The organism is Myxococcus virescens, from assembly GCF_900101905.1.
GTDB classification, from domain to species: domain Bacteria; phylum Myxococcota; class Myxococcia; order Myxococcales; family Myxococcaceae; genus Myxococcus; species Myxococcus virescens.
This window is the reverse complement of sequence record NZ_FNAJ01000007.1, coordinates 430393-449797: the sequence shown is the minus strand read 5'-3', so window position 1 is coordinate 449797 and position 19405 is coordinate 430393. Positions and strand designations below refer to the sequence as shown.

Annotated in this window: 2 protein-coding genes (1 of these 2 cut by a window edge); both read right to left on the bottom strand. The window is 69.1% G+C overall.

Annotated features, from left to right (window positions below; translation table 11 throughout):
• Positions 1–11781 (bottom strand): non-ribosomal peptide synthetase (locus tag BLU09_RS22330; protein ID WP_143043166.1); only part of this gene is annotated, 11781 nt, incomplete at its 3' end.
• 3 nt (positions 11782–11784) lie between these two features.
• On the bottom strand, positions 11785–19405 hold the 3' portion of the coding sequence (locus BLU09_RS22325) for a hybrid non-ribosomal peptide synthetase/type I polyketide synthase (protein ID WP_090491526.1). Its footprint extends 5525 nt past the window's final position; the window shows 7621 of its 13146 coding nt (coding positions 5526–13146); the start codon falls outside the window, past its right edge — the gene reads right to left on this strand; its stop codon occupies positions 11785–11787.

Sequence of the window (19405 nt, the reverse complement as noted above, 5' to 3'; positions counted from 1 at the left end):
CTTCGGCTGCCTCGCCTGCATCTGCTCGAAGAGCGCCGCCGTCAGCCACAGTGACGTCACACCTGACGACTCCAGCTTGCGGCCCAACTCCTCCAGCGACGGCGTCCCCGCCGGGTACACCACCAACCGCGAGCCGTGCAGCAGCGCGCCCCATACCTCCAGCGTCGATGCATCGAAGGAGATGGGCGCCAGTTGCAGCCACACCTCCTCATGCCCGAAGTGTGCGAAGTCCGTCCCCAGCACCAGGCGTGACACCGCTCGGTGGGGCACGCCCACGCCCTTCGGCTTCCCCGTGCTTCCCGACGTGAACATCACGTACGCCAGGTTGCCCCCACCCACATGCGTGCTCGGTGCGACCTCCGGTTGCAGGGCAATCAGCGTGTCCCACTCCGTGTCCACACACACCACCAGTTCGCCACCCGCGGCCACCTCATCCGCGAGCTTCTCCTGCGCCACCAGCACTGCGACGCCGGCCTCCGCCTTCATCCACGACAGACGCTCCAGCGGGTAGCTGGCATCCAGCGGCACGTAAACGCCTCCCGCCTTCAGGATGCCCAGCACGCTCACCACCAACTCCAGCGAGCGCTCCACGCACAACCCCACCCGCACCTCGGGCCCCACACCCATGCTTCTCAGGTGGTGTGCCAACTGGTTGGAGCGCCGGTTCAACTCCCCGTACGTCAACCGCCGGTCCTCGTACTCCACCGCCACTGCGTCCGGCGTCCGCTGCGCCTGCTGCTCGAAGAGGGCACTCAGGCTGGCATCGCGTGGGTACGTGGAAGCCGTCCCGCGCCACTCCTTCACCAACCGCTGCTGCTCCTCACTCCCCATCAGCGGCAAGTCGAGAAGCCGCGTCTCTGGAGCGCTCACAGCGGCTTCCAGAAACACCCGCAAGTGCCCCAGCAACCGTTCCATCGTCGCGGCTTCAAACAGGTCGCTGTTGTAGTTCACCGCCACGGAGAACCCGTGCGGTACCTCTTCCGCGAGCAGCGACAAATCGAACTTCGAGGTCTGCTCCTCGGCGTCGACGCCCGTCAGCGTCAGCTCCCGCAGTTGGACCTCGGAGAAAGGCGTGTTCTGCAGCGTCAGCGTCACCTGGAACAGCGGACTGCGGCTCAGGTCACGCTCGGGCTGGAGTTCCTCCACCAGCTTCTCGAACGGCACATCCTGGTGCGCATACGCACCCAGCGTCACCTCCCGCACCTGAGCGAGCAGCTCGCGGAAGATCGACACAGGGGAGACCTTCGTCCGCAGCACCAACGTGTTGACGAAGAAGCCAATCAACCCCTCCGTCTCTTCACGCGTGCGGCCCGCGATAGGCGAGCCCACGCTCACGTCATCCTGGCCCGAGTAGCGCGACAGCAGCGTCTGGAAGGCCGCGAGCAGCACCATGAACGGTGTCGCGCCCTCTCTCTGCCCGAGCGCCTTTACCGCGGCCCATAGCTCGGAGGGCCAGAGCGCCTCCTGCATGCTCCCGCGGAACGTCTGCATCACCGGGCGGGGCTTGTCCGTGGGCAACGCCAACGCACTCGGCGCCCCAGCGAGCTGCTGTCGCCAGTATCCGAGCTGCGCCTCCAACACGTCCTCTGCCAGCCACTGGTGCTGCCAGACAGCGTAATCGCCATACTGAATCGGAAGGTCCGGCAACGAGGAGCGCTGTCCCTGGGACAGCGGCTCGTAGAGCGCGGCCACCTCGCGCACGAGGATGCCCATGGACCATTCGTCCGACACGATGTGGTGCATCACCAGCACCAGCACGTGCTCCCGCTCCCGCAGCTGTAGCAACGTGGCCCGCAGCAACGGCCCCTTCTTCAGGTCGAAGGGCCGCTGGGCCTCCTCTTCAGCCCAGCGCTTCGCAGCGGCATCGCGCTCGGTGTCATCCAGCGCTTCCAGGGACACCACAGCGAAGGCGAGCGTCGGATCGGCCGAGATGACCTGTACCGGGGTCCCCCCCTGGGCCCGGAAGGTCGTTCGCAGGGCCTCATGGCGACGCACCAGTTCCTCGAAGCTCCACTCCAGCGCGCTCGGGTCCAGCGGGCCGGTCAACTTCACCACCGCGGACACGTTGTAGAACGCACTTCCTGGCTGGAGTTGATCCAGGAACCAAAGCCGCTGCTGCGCGAACGACAAGGGGAGCTCACGTGCGCGAGGCACCGCCGAGCTCCGAAGCATCGGCATCTCGGCCCCAGACTGCTTCGCCTGATCGATTCGACGCGCCAGGTCCGCGACCGTGGGCGCCTCGAACAACTCCCGCAGCGCGAGCTCCACCCGGAAGGCCGACCGCACCCGAGAGACGAGCTGTGTCGCGAGGAGCGAGTGGCCCCCCAGCTCGAAGAATCCGTCGTGGATGCCCACGCGCTCCACGCCCAGCACCCTGCTGAAGAAGCCGCACAGCAGCTCTTCCGTCGGGGTGCGGGGTGCGACGTACTGTCGCTCGCTGACGTCCATGTCGGGCGCGGGCAGCGCCTTGCGGTCCACCTTTCCGCTGGGGAGCAGCGGCAGCGATTCCAGGACCACGAACCACGAGGGCACCATGGCTGGAGGCAGGCGCTCCACCAGGAAGGCGCGCAGCACTGTGGCATCCACCGCTCCTGACGCATCGCCTGGCACCACGTAGGCCACGAGCCGCGTCTCATTCGAAACGTCCTTCCGTGACACCACCACGGCGACGTGGATGGCCGGGTGCTCCGCAAGCACCGCCTCCACTTCGCCGGGTTCGACGCGGTGCCCCCGCACCTTCACCTGCGTGTCCACACGGCCCAGGAACTCCAGCGAGCCCCCCGAGCGCCACCGCACCTGGTCCCCCGTGCGGTAGAGCCGGGCGCCCGGTGTACGTCCCAAGGCGTCAGGCACGAAACGCTCCGCCGTCAGGTCTGGCCGGCCCACGTACCCACGAGCCAGACCATCTCCACCGACGAAGAGCTCACCCGGGACGCCCACGGGGACCGGCTGGCCCTGTGCATCCAGGACGTAGGCCTGGGTGTTCGCGATGGGTCGGCCAATGGGCGCGAAGGGGCCTTCGCCCAGGTCGCCTCCCAGCCAGGCCGTGGCATCGACCGTGGTCTCGGTCGGTCCGTACGCATTGATGATGAGCGTGGACGGCAACCGCTCCCGAGCCTGATGAACGAGCTCCACCGGCAGCGCCTCGCCCCCGGATACCAGAACCCTCAGGCCCGCGGCTCGCGCCACACCTTCGTGCGCCAACAGGACGCGAAGCTGCGACGGAACCAACTGGAGCACCGTGACCTGCTGGCGTTCCAACGCGGCCAGCAGCACCTCGGTGTCGCTCTCCGCATCAGGCGGTGCGATGACCAGCCGAGCACCAGAGACCAGCGTGGCCAGCAGCTCGGGCACCGAGGCGTCGAAGCCAGCAGAGGCCTTCTGCAACACCCGGTCTCCCACGCCCAGCTTCAACGCGGTGATGAACCACGCCGTGTGTCGCGCCAATGCGCGGTGGGAGACGAGCACGCCCTTCGGACGTCCCGTGGACCCCGAGGTGAAGAGGACGTAGGCGGCGTTGTCCGCCACCACGCTCGCATCCCAAGTCCCAGCGGCGAATGACCCAAGGTCATCCTCGAGCAACACCACGGGCATCGAGGTCGCGGGCGCCAGGTCTCGCACCGCCCGCTGGGTGAGGAGTACCTCGGGCGCCGCGTCCTCCAGGATGCGCGTCAGCCGCTCACGGGGAGCGTCCGGCTCCAGCGGCACCCAGGCACCACCGGCCTCCAGGATGGCGAGCAGTCCCACCACCAACTCCGGCGATCGGCGCGCCAAGAGGCCCACCCGGACCTCGGGGCCCACTCCCAAGCGCCGCAAATGCGCCGCCAACAAGCGGCTCCGCGCCATCAGCTCCGCGAAAGTGAGCTGCCCACCCTCCCAAGCGAGCGCCACCGTTTCCGGAATGCGCGTCGCCAGGTCCGCCAACTGCACGTGCACGGGCGTATCGCGTGGATACTCCGCTGTGGTGTCGTTCCACTCCACCAGGAGCTGGTGCCGCTCTCGAGGAGAGAGCAGCGGCAGCTCGGACAATCGGCGGTCCGGGGAGGCCACGGCAGCCTCCAACAGCGTGAGCCAGTGCGCGGCCATGCGCTGGACGGTGGCCGGCTCGAAGAGGTCCGCGTTGTACTCGAAGACGCCGGAGAAGCCGTCCGGCAGGTCTTCCAACGCCAGCGTCAGGAAGAACTTCGCGGCGCCGATCTCCGTGTCCATCGCGCTCATCGAAAGCCCGGGCACGAGCGCCGCCGGCACCGGTGTGTTCTGCAGGGAGAACATCACCTGGAACAGCGGCGAGTGGCTGAGCGTGCGTTCCGGCTGGAGCTCTTCCACGAGCTGCTCGAATGGAACGTCCTGATGCGCGTAGGCACCCAGCGCCGCGTCCTTCACCTCGCGAAGCAGCGTGAGGAACGGCTTCTCAGCGGACGCGCGTGCCCGCAACGCCAGGGTGTTGACGAAAAAGCCGATGAGCCCTTCTGTCTCCGCGCGGTTACGCCCGGCGACGGGCGTTCCCACCACCAGGTCGTCCTGCCCCGAGTACCGGGATAGCAACACCTGGAAGCCCGCCAGCAGCACCATGAACGGCGTTGCACCATGCCGCTGCGCCAGTGCCTTCACGCCTGAAGACAACGCTGGTGGGATGCTCACCGGGAGATTCGCGCCTCGGAAGGTCTGAACCGCGGGCAGCGGCCTGTCCGTGGGAATCGAGAGGACGTGAGGGGCTCCTTCAAGCTGCTGACGCCACCAGTCCAGTTGCCGCTGAAGCGCGCCACTCTCCAGCCAGGCGCGCTGCCAAGCGGAGAAGTCACCGTACTGCACGTCCAGTTCAGGCAGCGGCGACGGCTGCCCTTCGCGAAAGGCCCCGTAGAGCGCAGCGAGTTCCCGGACGATGACGCCCATGGACCACCCGTCCGAGACGATGTGGTGCATGTTCGCCAGGAGCACATGCTCCGCCTCGGAGCGCTTCAACAATCGCGTGCGTAGCAACGGCCCACTGGCGAGGTCGAATCCGCGAAGGGATTCCTCACGCAGCAGATGCTGGACCTCCGCCTCGGCCGCCTCGGACGAGAGCGACGACAGGTCCACCACCGGTAGTGCATTCACCGCCTGGTGGGAGACGATTTGTACGGGCGTCCCGCCCTCGGAGCGGAACGTCGTTCGCAGGACTTCGTGGCGCCGCACCAACTCACGAAGCGCGCGCTCCAGTGCATCGACTCGCAGGGCGCCCGAAAGCTGGATGGCCAAGGGGATGTTGTAAACGGGGCTGCCTGGCTCCAGCTGTTCGAGGAACCACAGCCGCTGCTGAGCGAACGATAGCGGCAGTGCCCCCAACCGAGGGCTCCGCTTCAGGGGCGGTGCGTGAAGGGATGAAGTCCCCGCCTGCACTTCCTCCAGCCGGAGAGCGAGCTTCTCCACCGTCGGAGATTCGAAGACGTCCCTCAGGGGGAGTTCCACCTGGAAGAACTCGCGGACGCGCGACACCAACTGCGTGGCCAGCAGCGAGTGGCCACCCAACTCGAAGAAGTCCCCCTCCAGTCCGACGCCCTCGACGTTGAGTACCTCAGTGAAGATGGACGCCAGCTTCTGCTCGGTCGCTGTGCGAGGCGCCTCGAAGTGTGCCGTCTTCGGCCCCTGGGCATCCGGGGCGGGCAGCGCCTTACGGTCCACCTTCCCGTTCGGCGTCAGCGGCAGCGACTCCAGCACCACATATGCTGACGGCACCATGTACTCGGGCAGTCGCTGCTTCACGTGGCTTCGCAGCGCGCTGGACTCCAGTTCCGCGCCCTCTTGCGCCGTCACGTAGGCCACCAACCGCTTGCCTTCGCCCCCATCCTCCCGCGCCACCACCACTGCTTCGTTGACGCCAACGTGCTGGGCCAGCACCGCCTCCACTTCACCCAACTCGATGCGGTACCCACGCACCTTCACCTGCATGTCCGCGCGACCCAGGAACTCCAACGTCCCGTTGCTCAGCCACCGCACCACGTCCCCCGTGCGGTACAGTCGCTCTCCCTCACCGAATGGGCTTGGTACGAAGCGCTCCGCCGTCAGCTCCGGGCGCCCCACGTACCCCACTGCCAACCCGTCTCCGCCCACGTACAGCTCACCCGGCACCCCCACCGGCACCGGGCGCATCCCCAAGTCCAGCACGTAGGCCACCGTGTTCTTCACCGGCCGGCCGATGGACACCGAGGCACCTACCTCCTCCGGCCTCTCCATTCGGTACGTGCTGGTGAACGTCGTGTTCTCCGTCGGGCCGTACCCGTTGATGAGCACACCGCCCGCTTCCAACCGCTCCTTCACGCGCAACACCGGCAGCGCGTCGCCGCCCGCCAGCAGCTGACGGACGCTAGCCAGCGCCTTCGGCTGCCGTGCCTGCATCTGCTCGAAGAGCGCCGCTGTCAGCCACAGCGACGTCACACCTGAAGACTCCAGCTTCCGGCCCAGCTCCTCCAACGACGGCGTCCCCGCCGGGTACACCACCAGCTTCGCGCCGTGCAGCAGCGCGCCCCATACCTCCAGCGTCGATGCATCGAAGGAGATGGGCGCCAGTTGCAGCCACACCTCCTCAGGCCCGAAGTGCGCGAAGTCCGTCCCCAGCACCAGGCGTGACACCGCTCGATGCGGTACGCCTACGCCCTTCGGCTTCCCCGTGCTCCCTGACGTGAACATCACGTACGCCAGGTTGCCCCCACCCACATGCGTGCTCGGTGCGACCTCCGGTTGCAGGGCAATTTGCGTGTCCCACTCCGTGTCCACGCACACCACCAGCTCGCCACCCGCGGCCACCTCGTCCGCCAGCTTTTCCTGCGCCACCAGCACTGCGACGCCGGCCTCCGCCTTCATCCACGCCAGACGCTCCAGCGGGTAGCTGGCATCCAAAGGCACGTACACGCCCCCCGCCTTCAGGATGCCCAGCACGCTCACCACCAGCTCCAGCGAGCGCTCCACGCACAACCCCACCCGCACCTCGAGCCCCACGCCCATGCCCTTCAGGTGGTGCGCCAACTGGTTGGCACGGCGATTCAACTCCCCGTACGTCAGTTGCCGGTCCTCGTACTCCACCGCCACTGCGTCCGGCGTCCGCTGCGCCTGCTGCTCGAAGAGGACACTCAGGCTCGCATCGCGTGGGTACGTGGAAGCCGTCCCACGCAACTCCTCCACCAGCCGGTGCCGCTCGTCACTCCCCATCAACGGCAGCTCGGCCAGCCGCGTCTCCGGCTCAGCGACGGCGGCCTCCAACAGCACCCTCAAGTGTCCGAGCAGCCGGTCCATCGTCCCGGCCTCGAACAGGTCGCTGTTGTAGTTGACCATCGCCACGACGCCGTCCGGCACCTCCTCCACAACCAGTGACAGATCGAACTTCGACGTCTTCTCCTCCGCCGCCAGTCCCTTGAGGGTGATGCCCCTCAGCTGGACTTCGGCGGCAGGGGTGTTCTGAAGTGTCAGCGTCACCTGGAACAACGGGCTGCGGCTCAGGTCACGCTCGGGCTGGAGTTCCTCCACCAGCTTCTCGAATGACACGTCCTGGTGCGCATAGGCGCCCAGGGTCACCTCACGGACCTGCCTCAGCAGCGCGCGGAAGCTCAGCGCGGGCGACAGCTTCGACCGCAGGACCAGCGTGTTGACGAAGAACCCAATCAGCCCCTCCGTCTCCGAGTGCGAACGCCCTGCGATGGGAGCCCCCACGCTCACGTCGTCCTGGCCCGAGTAGCGCGACAGCACCGTCTGGAACGCGGCCAGCAACACCATGAAGGGCGTCGCGCCTTCGCGTCGGCCGAGCGACTCCACCTCACGCCACAGCACCTTCGGCCACAGGACCTGAAGGTTCGCGCCCTGGAACGTCTGCGTCGCGGGTCGCGGTTTGTCCGTGGGGAGCTCCAACGCTCGCGGCGCCCCGGCAAGCTGCTTCCGCCAGTACGCGAGCTGTGACTCCAGCACCTGCCCCTTGAACCAATCGCGCTGCCACATCGCGAAGTCCGCGTACTGCACGGGCAGCTCGGTCAGCTGTGCCGGCCGCCCCTGGGACAATGCCTCGTAGAGCGCGGCCACCTCCCGCACGAGGATGCCCATGGACCAGTAGTCCGACACGATGTGGTGCATCACCAGCACCAGCACGTGCTCCTGTTCGGACAACTTGAGCAGCACCGTACGCAGCAAGGGCCCCTGCTCCAGTTGGAACGGCCGGCCCACTTCCGCCTCGGTCCGTGCCTTCGCCGAGGCCTCGCGTTCGCCCTCTGGCAATACGGACAGGTCCACCACCTCCAGCGGAACCTGCGTCTCCGCGGAGATGACCTGCACCGGCGAGCCACCTTCGGCGCGGAACGTGGTGCGCAGCGCCTCATGCCGGCGGATCAACGCCTCGAAGCTCCGTGCCAGCGCACCGACGTCCAACGCCCCCGTCACGCGCACAGGCGCCCAGAGGTTGTAGGACGTATTGGCCGGGTCGAGCTGCGCCAGGAACCACAGCCGCTGCTGCGCGAATGACAATGGAGCCGTGCCGCCGCGATCCATCCGCTTCAGCGGAGGCGCCGGAATCCCCGCGGTCGCCACCGCCCTGGAAATCCGTTCCGCGAGCGCCGCCACCGTGGCCGACTCGAAGACGTCGCGCAGCGGCAGGTCCACTCGGAAGGCTTCTCGGACCCGCGCGACCAGTTGCATTGCCAGCAGCGAGTGTCCGCCCACCTCGAAGAAGTTGTCGTGCAGCCCCACCGTCTCCAGGCGCAGCACCTCCGCCCAGAAGCCCGCGAGCATCTGCTCCACGGGCGTGCGAGGCGCGACGTGCGCCTCTTTTCGAGCGTCCCGTGCCGCCTCCGGCGCTGGCAGCGCCTTTCGGTCCACCTTCCCGTTCGGAAGCAGCGGAAGTCGCTCCAGCACCACCACCGCCTGCGGCACCATGAATCGCGGCAGGCGCGACTCCAGCCCCGCACGCACCTCACCGCCCTCCAGCACACGCCCATCGCGGGGCACCACGTAGGCCACCAGTCGCTTGTCGCCCGGTGCGTCCTCGCGCACCACGACCAGCGCCTCGCGCACGCCCGGTTGCCCGAGCAGCGCCGACTCCACCTCACCGGGCTCGATGCGATGACCGCGCACCTTCACCTGCGAGTCACCCCGGCCCAGGTACTCCAGTACGCCATCCCGCCGCCATCGCGCCTTGTCGCCGGTGCGGTACAGGCGCGCCCCGTCCCCCTGGGGCGCGGGGACAAACCGCTCCGCGGTCAGCTCCGGCCGGCCGAGATACCCGCGTGCCACACCTTCACCACCGACGTACAGCTCGCCCACCACGCCCGCGGGGACTGGCTCCAGCTCCCCGTCGAGGACGTAGACGCGGACATTCGACAGCGGCCGGCCAATGGCCACCTCGCGCCCGAAGTCCTCGGTGTCGGTGGTCAGGTCCACGGCCGTGGCCACCGCTGTCACTTCGGTGAGGCCGTACGTGTTCAGCAGAGGCACCGCGCGGCCCACGCGTTGCCGCCACTGCGACACCCGCGCGGGGACGGCGCGCTCGCCACCGATAACCACCCACTTCAGCCCCGAGGGCAGGCGCGCCTTGCCATCATCCAGGCTCGCCGTCACTTCATGCCAGAAGGCGGTGGGCAGGTTGAGCTGGGTGATGCCGGCCGCTTCACACCGGGCCAGGAAGACCTCCGGGACGTCCAGCATCTCCGGCGTTCGCAGTACCAGCGTCCCGCCGCGCGTGAGGCACGGATAGATCTCCTCCGCGCTGGTATCCCAGCTGATGGACGCGAACTGGAGCACCCGATCGCCCGGCTCCACCGGGCAAACCTGCCACTCCGCGCGAATGAAGCTCACAAGTGAGCGGTGTTGCACCACCACGCCCTTCGGCCGGCCCGTGGAGCCCGACGTGTAGAGCACGTACGCCGCGGCTTCTGGTGGAACGACGGCGGTCGGCGCGGACGTCATCCCCGCTGCGTCCGGCGTGAGCGACGCTACGTCCAACCAGACCCGCCCTGGTGCCTCGCCCAGCCTCTCGCGGTACTGCCGCCGTGCCACGACCACGCGAGCACCGCTGTCCTCCAGCATGTAGCCCAGCCGCTCCGCTGGGTACTCCGGGTCCAGTGGCACGTAGGCGCCACCCGCCTTGAGCACCCCCAGCAACGCCGCCAGCAACTCGACTGAGCGCTCCACGCACACTGCCACCCGGGACTCCAAGCCCACGCCGAGCGCTCGCAAGTGTGCCGCCACGTGGTTCGCCCGCGCGTTCAGCTCGCGATACGTCACGGACTCGCCGCCGGACACCACGGCAGTGGCGTCCGGTGTCCGCGCGACCTGCGCTTCGAACAATGCATGGGCGCAGGCGTCCGGAGGCAGGGACTCGTTCGCGCCGTTCCACGTCTCCAGCAAGCGGTGCCGCTCCTCGACCGGGAGCATCACCAGCGTCTCCACGGGCCGGTCGGGTGACGTCACCGCCGCGTCGAGCAGCGTCTCCAGATGGCCCAGCAGTCCCTCGATGGTGGCCGCGTCGTACAACTCCGCGTTGTACAGGGCCGTCAGCGCAAGGCCCTCAGGGCCTCGGGACATCATCAGGGTCAGGTCCACGTCGGTGCTCGATACATCGGCGTCGAGCACGCGCACGTCGAGCCCCTGCACCTCGCGAAGCGGTGGCGGCGCGTCGATTTCCCCCAAGAGCACCTGGAACATCGGTGCGTGCATCGGGTCCTGCTCCACGCCCAGTGCACTCAGCAGCGGTTCGAAAGGAACATGCGCGTTCGCGAAGGCCTCCTCCGTGTCCGCCTTCGCGCGGCGCAGGAGCTCACGGTAGCCCGGCCGGCCGGAGAGGTCCGCTCGCAGGACCAGCGGCTCGGCGAAGAGGCCCACCAGCCCTTTCGTCTCCTGCCTGCCCCGGTTCGTGTGCGAGGCGCCAACGAGCAGGTCCTTCTGCCCGGTGTAACGAGAAAGCAGGACCTGGAGCCCCGCCAGCACGGCCATGAACAACGTGGCGCCTTCGGCCTGCGCCAGCGACTCGAGGCGTTCCACCCATGGCACGGGCAACAAGGCCCTGCGCCGAGCAGCCCGTCCGGTCGCGGAGCGCCGCGGGCGATCCGTGGGCAGCTCCAGCTCATGCGGCGCGCCCTCCAGCCGCTTGCGCCAGAGTTCCAGGTGCGCGTCGAGCGCGTCACCACGAAGCTTGCCCCGCTGCCAGGACGCGTAGTCCCCATATTGGAGCGGCAACACAGGCAGCGGCGACGGCAGGCCCTGGGCGAAGGCGTCATAGAGCGCCACCACCTCGTGGGCGAGCACGCCCATGGACCTTGGGTCGGAGATGAGGTGGTGCACCACCACCAGGAGCACATGGCGCTCCGGCGCCACGCGCAGCAATACCCCGCGAGCCAGTGGGCCACGGGACAGGTCGAACGGTGTTTCCAGCTCAAGCTGGATGCGCTGCCGCACGGCGGCTTCGCGCGCCGCCTCGGGGACGTCTTCCAGTCCTTCCACCGTGAACGGCAGGCGTGCTTGGGGATCGACGAACTGCACCGGTGTGCCGGACACCTCGCCGAAGTGCGTGCGCAGCGACTCGTGGCGCCGCGCCACTTCCTGGAAGCTCCGCTCCATCACGGCCTCATCCAGACGGCCGGACAACTCCAGGACCAGCGGCAGGTGGTAGGCAGGCAGCCCGGGTGAGCGCTGCACCAGGAACCACACCCGCTGCTGGGAGAACGTCAGCGGCAACGCGGGCCGGGGCTTCTTCTCCAACCGCTTCGCGAGCAGTGCGAGCTTCTCTTCGCGCGTGAGCGTGGGCTTCTTGTCCGTCTCGTTCCCCATGGCTCAGCTCTCCACCTCGGTCGCGTCCAGCAGCGCGTCCAGTTCCTCGTCCGACAGTTGGTCCAACGCGGCCGGGTCCAGCGACCTCGACGCCGGTGTGATGGCGTCATTCGCGAGCTGCTTCATCGAGCCCGCCATCCGGGACACCACTTCCGCCATGCCAGCGAGCGTGGGCGACTCGAATACCGCCGGCAGCGGCAGCTCCACGCCCAACGCTTCACGCACGCGCACCACAATCCGCGCGGCCATCCCCACGTGTCCGCCCAAGGCGAAGAAGTCGTCCCGAGCGCCAACGCGCGGCCGGCCGAGCAGCTCCGTCCAGATCCCCGCCAGCGCCAATTCCTCCGGCGTCGAGGGAGCGACGTACTCCGCGGCATGCCCCATGGAGCCCACCTGCGCCTTGGCCATGGCCTGAAGCCGCTTGGCGTCTCCCGGCAATGTCACGTCGGCGAGCCGCTCCACGCCTGAGGCCAGTGCCTCCAGCAGAATGCGCCAGTGCTCCAGCAACTCAGCCACCACGTCCGAGCCATGCAGCTCGGGAGCGTAGGCCAGGCTCAAGCGCAGCCTGTCACCGGGAACCACATAGGCAATGAGCGGGTGGTTGCCCTGCTCACGGCTCTCCACGTCCACCACCTCCAGCCCCGGCACGCCCTGCCCCAGCGAGGTGTCGAGCGGATAGTTCTCGAAGATGAGCAGGCTCTCGAAAAGCGGCAGGCCCCGAGGCATGTCGCTCCAGCCCTTCACCTGGACCAGCGGACTGTGCTCGTACTTCCGCATCTCCAGCTGCCGTGCCTGGAGCTTCTGCAGCCAGGACACCACCAGCGCGTCGACAGACAGCTCCACGCGGATAGGCAGCGAGTTGATGAAAAAGCCCACCATGGACTCGGCGTCCGGCAGGTCCACGGGACGCCCGGAGACCGTGGCTCCGAAGACGACGTCCTCCTGCCCCGCATGGCGCCCGAGGAGCAGCGCCCACGCGCCCTGCGTCAGCGTGTTGAGCGTCACCGCGTTGCGCCGTGCGAAGGATTGAAGCGCGGCTGTGGCTTCTTGCGACAGCCACAGAATCTCCTCACCCGTGACGGCGGCCTCCATCCCGGGCGCGGCGTTCCGGGCGCCGGGGAGCGGCGTGGGTGTGGTGAAGCCCGCGAGCTCCTCGCGCCAGAACGCCTCGGCACGAGACAAGTCCTGCCGCTGCAACCAGGCCATGTAGTCGCGCCAGGCCGCGGGACGAGGCAACGCCGCGTCGAGCCCCTGCGTCAGCGCCGCGTAGCAGGCAAAGACCTCCTGCAACATCACGCCCACGCCCCACCCGTCCATCACCAGATGGTGGTGGCTCCAGAGGAAGCGGTACTCCTGCTCGGCCAGGCGGACCACCTCCATCCGGGCCAGGGGCGCGGGCGCCAGGTCGAAGCCACGGGCACGGTCCTCACGGACCAGCGCGTCGAGCCGGGCGCGCTGCTCCTCGGCGGGAACACCGCGCAGGTCGTGTTCCGTCCAGGGCAGGTCCGCCTTGGCATGGACCACCTGGAGCGGCTCCGGCAGTCCCTCGTGGATGAAGGACGTTCGCAGGACCGCGTTGCGAGCGATGACCACCGCCCACGCCCGTCGCAGCGCGGCAGCATCCACGTTCCCGCGTGACGTCCACGCCAACTGCTCATGGAAGACCCCCGAGCCTTGGGGCGCAAGCGCGACATGGAACAGCATGCCCTGCTGAAGTGACGTGAGCGGGTACACGTCCTCCACGGCCGGGAACTGCCGTAGCAAGCGGTCCAAGGAGGAGGACGAGAGGCGCGCGAGCGGGAAGTCCCCAGGCGAACGGCGCGCCGCGTCCGGCGTACTCCGGCCCTCCATCAGCTCACGCAGCGACGACAGGAAGTCGTCAGCCACGGCTTCGATGGTCGCCCGCTGGTGGACGCGCGTGCTGTAGGCCCAGGCCACCTTCAGCCGGCCCTCGGACACCACGGCATTCACCTCGAGACGGTGCGGCCGGCGGCCTCCCGCGCCATGCCACGCGCCGCTCGGCTCCTCCGTGAGGGCGAAGCGCTCCGCCCCCCGAGCCGCCGCGTCGAGCTGGCCCAGGTAGTTGAACCCCACCTCCGCGCGTGGCGCGGCGCGCAGCGTCTGGGCCGTGTCTTCGCGCAGGTAGCGCAGCAAGCCGTAGCCCATGCCATTCACCGGCAACCGCCGCCGCGCATCCCGCAGCGTCCGGAGCGCGTCTCCTGGACTGCCTGCCTCCGGCAACTCCACCTCCAGCGGGAAGGTGCTGGTGAACCAGCCCACGGTGCGAGACAGGTCCACGTCACCGAAGAGGGCCTCACGCCCGTGTCCCTCCAGCTCCAGCCGCACGTTGCGGCTTCCCGTCCAGCGGGACACCGCGCGTGCCACCGCCGTGAGCAGCACCTCATCCACGCGCGCCCGGTACGCCAGGGGCACTTCGCCCACCAACGCCTTCGTTTCGTCCACGCCCAGCGTCACCGTCACCAGCGCTTCCGAGCCCGCCGTGTCGTCGCCTCCTCGCAGGTCCACAGGGAGCGAGGGGACATCACGCGAGGCCTTCCAGAGCGGCAGCTCGCGCGCCACCTCGTCCGTCCGAGCGTGCGACAACAGCCGCTCCGCCCACGCCTTGAAGGACGTCGTCTTCGGCGGCAGCGACACCGAAGCGCCTCGCTCCAGCTGCGAGTACGCGGTCTCCAGGTCCTCCAGCAACGGACGGAGCGATACACCGTCCACTGCCAGGTGGTGCACCACCAGCAGCAGCCGGGACGTCCGGCCCGCGCCCCGCTCGAACAAGGCCGCGCGCAGCAGCAGCCCCTCGCCCAGGTCCAGGCTCTGATGGACCTCCGCGCCCACGGACTCCAATGCGGCGCCCTGCTCCGCCTCCAGCAGGGAAGACAGGTCCACGCGCCTCACGGGCACTCGCTCGGGCACGCCCGCGATGGACTGACGCCAGCCTTCCGGCGCCCGCGTGAAGCGCAGCCGGAGCGCATCATGGTGCGACACCAGCGTCCGCAACGCCTCCTCCAGCAGCGCGGCATCCACCGGGCGGCGCACCTCCAGCACCGCGGCCAGGTTGTAGTGGTGCGGCTGAGGCAACGCCCACTCGTCGAAGAAGATGCGCTGCATGGGCGTCAGCGGCACGGGCCCCTCCACCAGCCCCTGCTCCGCCGTGCCTGCCTTCGCCGTCCCGGCGGCGGCCGCCAGTTCCACGAGCGTCTGCCGCTCAAAGAGCATGGCCGGCTCCAACTCCAGCCCCAGGGCCTTGGCCCGGGAGACAATCTGGATGCCCAGGATGGAGTCGCCGCCCAGCTCAAAGAAGTTGTCGTGCAGGCCCACGCGCTCCACGCCCAGTACCTGCGCCCAGAGCGCGGCCAATGCCTTCTCCGCTTCCGTGCGCGGCTCGGTGAACACCTTCGCGTTGCCTCCGCGCGCGGCGTCCGGAGCCGGCAACGCCGCCCGGTCCACCTTCCCGCCAGGTGACAGCGGAAGCGCGTCCAGCGCGACGAAGGCAGCGGGCACCAGATGGTCGGGTAACCGTTCCTTCATGAATGAGCGCAGCGCCGATGCATCCAGCTCGGCGGCTTGCACGACGTACCCCACCAGCCTCCGCGCTCCCGGCGTGTCCTCGCGCACGAGGGCCACCGCGTCACGCACCTCGGGGTACTGGCGCAGCACCGCCTCCACTTCGCCCAGCTCGATGCGGAAGCCGCGCAGCTTCACCTGGAAGTCGGTGCGGCCCAGGTACTCCATGCGACCGTCCGCGAGGAAACGGACCCGGTCGCCCGTGCGGTACAGCCGCGCCCCCGCCTCTCCCGAGAATGCATCCGGGACGAAGCGCTCCGCCGTCAGCTCCGGCCTTCCCAGGTAGCCACGCGCCACACCCGGCCCGCCCAGGTACAGCTCGCCCGGCACGCCCGGAGGCACGGGCTGCCCCCGCGCGTCCAGCACGTACGCACGCATGTTCGCGACGGGACGGCCGATGTCCGGGCGCTCCACGTCCAGCTCGGTGGAGAGCGTCGCGCAGACGGACGCCTCCGTGGGCCCGTAGCCGTTGAGCAGTCGCCGCCCCGGCTTCCATCGCCGCGCCAGCTCCGGCGAGCAGGCTTCTCCTGCGGAGATGACCGTCTCCAGCAAGGGAAGGCCCTCCGGCTCCAACTGCGACAGGGACGAAGGCGTGAGCGTCACCGTGGTGATGCCCCGCGACTCCAGCAGCCCGCGCAGCGGCTCTCCCGGCAACAGCGACTCGCGCGGCGCCAGGTGCAGCTCCGCCCCAGCCACCAGCGTGGACAACACCTCCAGGACGGACGCGTCGAACCCGAGCGCCGCCGCCTGGAGCACACGCCGCCCTGGCCGCACGTCATGCGCCCGGATGATGGTGCCCAGGGTGTTGCAGAGGCCCTGATGCGGCACCAGCACGCCCTTCGGAGTGCCCGTGGAGCCGGACGTGTAGATGACGTATGCCAGATGCTCCGGCAACGAACCCACGCGAGGTGGCTCCGACGGGTTGCGCGCGAGATGGCGCGCGTCGCCGTCCAGCGCGACGAGCAGCTCGCCGCCCGCGGGGAGCACGTCCGCGATGTCATCCATCGTCACCACCACGGACAGACGGGCGTCCCGCATCATGTGCGTCAACCGAGCCGTGGGGTACTCAGGGTCCAAGGGGACGAACGCGCCGCCGGCCTTCAGCACGCCCAGGAGCCCCACCACCCGCTCCACGGAGCGCTCCACGCACAGCCCCACGCGGACCTCGGGACCCACGCCCAGCGTGCGCAGGTGGTGCGCGAGCTGGTTGGCCTGTTCCTCCAGCTCCGCGTACGTGAGTTGCTGGCCCTCGGCCACCACCGCCACCGCGTCCGGCGTCCGGGCGGCCTGCGCCTCGAACAAGCCATGCAGCGTCGCGTCCGCCGCGAAGGGCTCGCGGGTGTCGTTCCACTCCACCAGCATCCGCTGGCGCTCCGCGTCGGACAGCAGCGGCAACTCCGACACGCGCTGCGACGGATTCGCGGCGATGCCCTGGAGCAGCCGGACGAAGCGCTCCCACAGCAACGCCACCGTGGACCGGTCGAACAGATCCGCTGGGTACTCCAAGGCGCCCGTGAGGCCCCGCGGCGTCTCACGCAACTCCAGTGACAGGTCCACCTTGGTGGCACCAATGTCCAGCTCCACCATCTTCACGCCCAGCCCTGGCGTTCGGACCTCGACGGGCGGCGTGTTGTGGAACGTGAGCATCGCCTGGACCAGCGGCATGCGGCTCGGATCTCTCGGCACGCGCAGCTCGTCCACCAGCCGCTCGAACGGAATCTCCTGATGGGCATACGCGCCAATCGACGCCACCTTCACCCGGCGCAGCAGCTCCACGACGGTGGGGGCTCCCGACAGGTCGCCTCGGATGGCGAGCGTGTTCAGGAAGCAGCCGATGAGCCCTTCCAGCTCCGGACGGTTGCGGCCCGCAGCGGACGTGCCGACGATGATGTCGTCCTGCCCGGAGTACCGGTGCAGCAGCGTCTGGAACGCCGCCGTCAGCACCATGAAGGGCGTGGCGCCCTCGCGCCGGCCCACGGCCCACACCGCGTCCATCACGGGCTTGTCCACGGAGACCTGGAGACGGCCCCCCCGGCCCGTCCAGCGCGCGGGACGGGGACGGTCCGTTGGCAGCTCCAACACCTGCGCGCCCGCGAGCTGCTTCTTCCAGTACGCGAGCTGGGCCTCCATGCCCGGCCCCTCCAGCCAGCCGCGCTGCCACACAGCGTAGTCCGCGTACTGAATCGGGAGCTCCGGCAGCGGCGACGGCTGGCCCGCCGCGAGCGCTTCGTAGCCCGCCACCAGCTCGCGGAAGAGCACCCCTCCAGACCATCCGTCCGAGGCGATGTGGTGCAGCGTGAGGTGCAGCACGGACACGGCCTCGCTGATGCGAATCAGCACGGCTCGCATCACCGGGCCGTGCATCAAGTCGAAGGGCTTGCGCGCCTCGGTCAGGGCCTGCTTCAGCGCGTCTTCCTCCCGCGCCTCCAGCGTGCTGCCTCGGGCTTCCAGCCGCTCCAGCACCAGGGGCATGGCGTCGGCGATCACCTGGTACGCACCGCCGTCTTCGAGCGCGAAGGTCGTGCGCAGGACTTCATGCCGGCGGACCAGCGCGTTCAGCGCGGCCTCCAAGAGGGCTTCGTCCACCGCGCCATCGAGACGCAGGGTGACGGTGTTGTTGTACGCGATGCCCGCCGGGTCCAACTGGTGAAGGTACCAGATGCGCTGCTGCGGGAAGGACAGCGGCAGCGGCTTGTCCCGCCCCACTCGCACCACGGGTGTGGCCGTCGCCGAGGAAACCTCCGCGCTCACCGTCTGCTGCGTGGGGGGCCTGGTGCCCACGGTGCCACGGGCGGGCTGCGAGGTAGGACGCCGCGCCTTTGTCGCACGCGCGGGGGCCACGCACTCCACTTCGCCGGCATCGCGGAAACGAGCACGCTGGCCCGTCACAAAGAAGCGCTCATCCGACCTGGGAACGGAGATGAAGCGCGCCCGCGTGGCCTCCGGGTCATTCCAGAAGCCCAGCGGAACCGCCGCGCCGCCCAGGGCCAGCTCTCCCACCACGCCAACCGGCACCGGCTCGCCGGACGCATCCCGTACATACACGGGCGCCGAAGCGGGAGACGGCCACGCCGCGCCCACCAAGGAGGACGCCACCGCCACGTGCCGCGCCGAGCTGGTGAGGTCCTGCGGCTCGCCTCCGAGCACCCAGAGACGAACGCTCCCCAGCGCCGCCTCGGCGCCAGGAAGCTCCGCCAGGGCACGCGCCTGCGACGGCGCGCAGCGCAGCGTGGTGACGCCCTCGTCTTGCACCAGCGACAGCAGTGCGCCGAATCCAGCATCGCCTTCGGCCAGCACCGCATCCGCGGGCAGCGCCTGCACCTGACTGCGCTGACGCACCACGTCCAGCAAGCGGAGGCTGGACATCATCGGCTCCAGCGCCACGCCGAAGTCGACGAGGCAGGCAATCTCGTCCACGTCCAGGGCGCGCACGCGCTCCACCACGCGCACGCAGTCCTCCACCGAGCCGAAGAGGCCACCTTCCTTGATGTAGTGCTCCACCCCCTGGGCGAGCATCGCCTCCACGTCCTCTGGCGTGAGGCCGCGCACGTCCACCTGAAGGCCCTGGCTGGCCACCAGGTTGGCGAACACGTCCACCGAGCTGCGGAAGTACCGCAGCAGCGGCTCGCGCACGGCCTCGCGCACCTCGTCCAGGTCCTGGCCAAGGAAGGTGTGGAGCATCAACGTGACGTGCCCCTGGCCTGAGCCGTGTCCCGCCTTGCGGTACGTCTCGCGGTACAGCGCCACCTTCGTCGCCAGCTCGTCCAGGTTGGAGCCCAGTCCCAGCACGTTGGTGAGGATGCCCGCCCCCACCTCACCGGCCTTCCGGAACGTCTCCGGGTTGCCCGTGGACGTCAGCCAGACCGGCAGCTCCGCCTGCTTCGGCTTGGGGCGCAGCGCCAGCTCCACTTCGTTGCCCGCGCCGTTGCGCCGCAGCACCGTGCCGCCGCGCCACAGCCGCCGCACTTCCTCCAGGCGTTCAATGAGCACCTCGCGCCGCCGGTCGAAGGTCCCCGGTGAGAGCGAGAAGTCGTTCGCGTGCCAC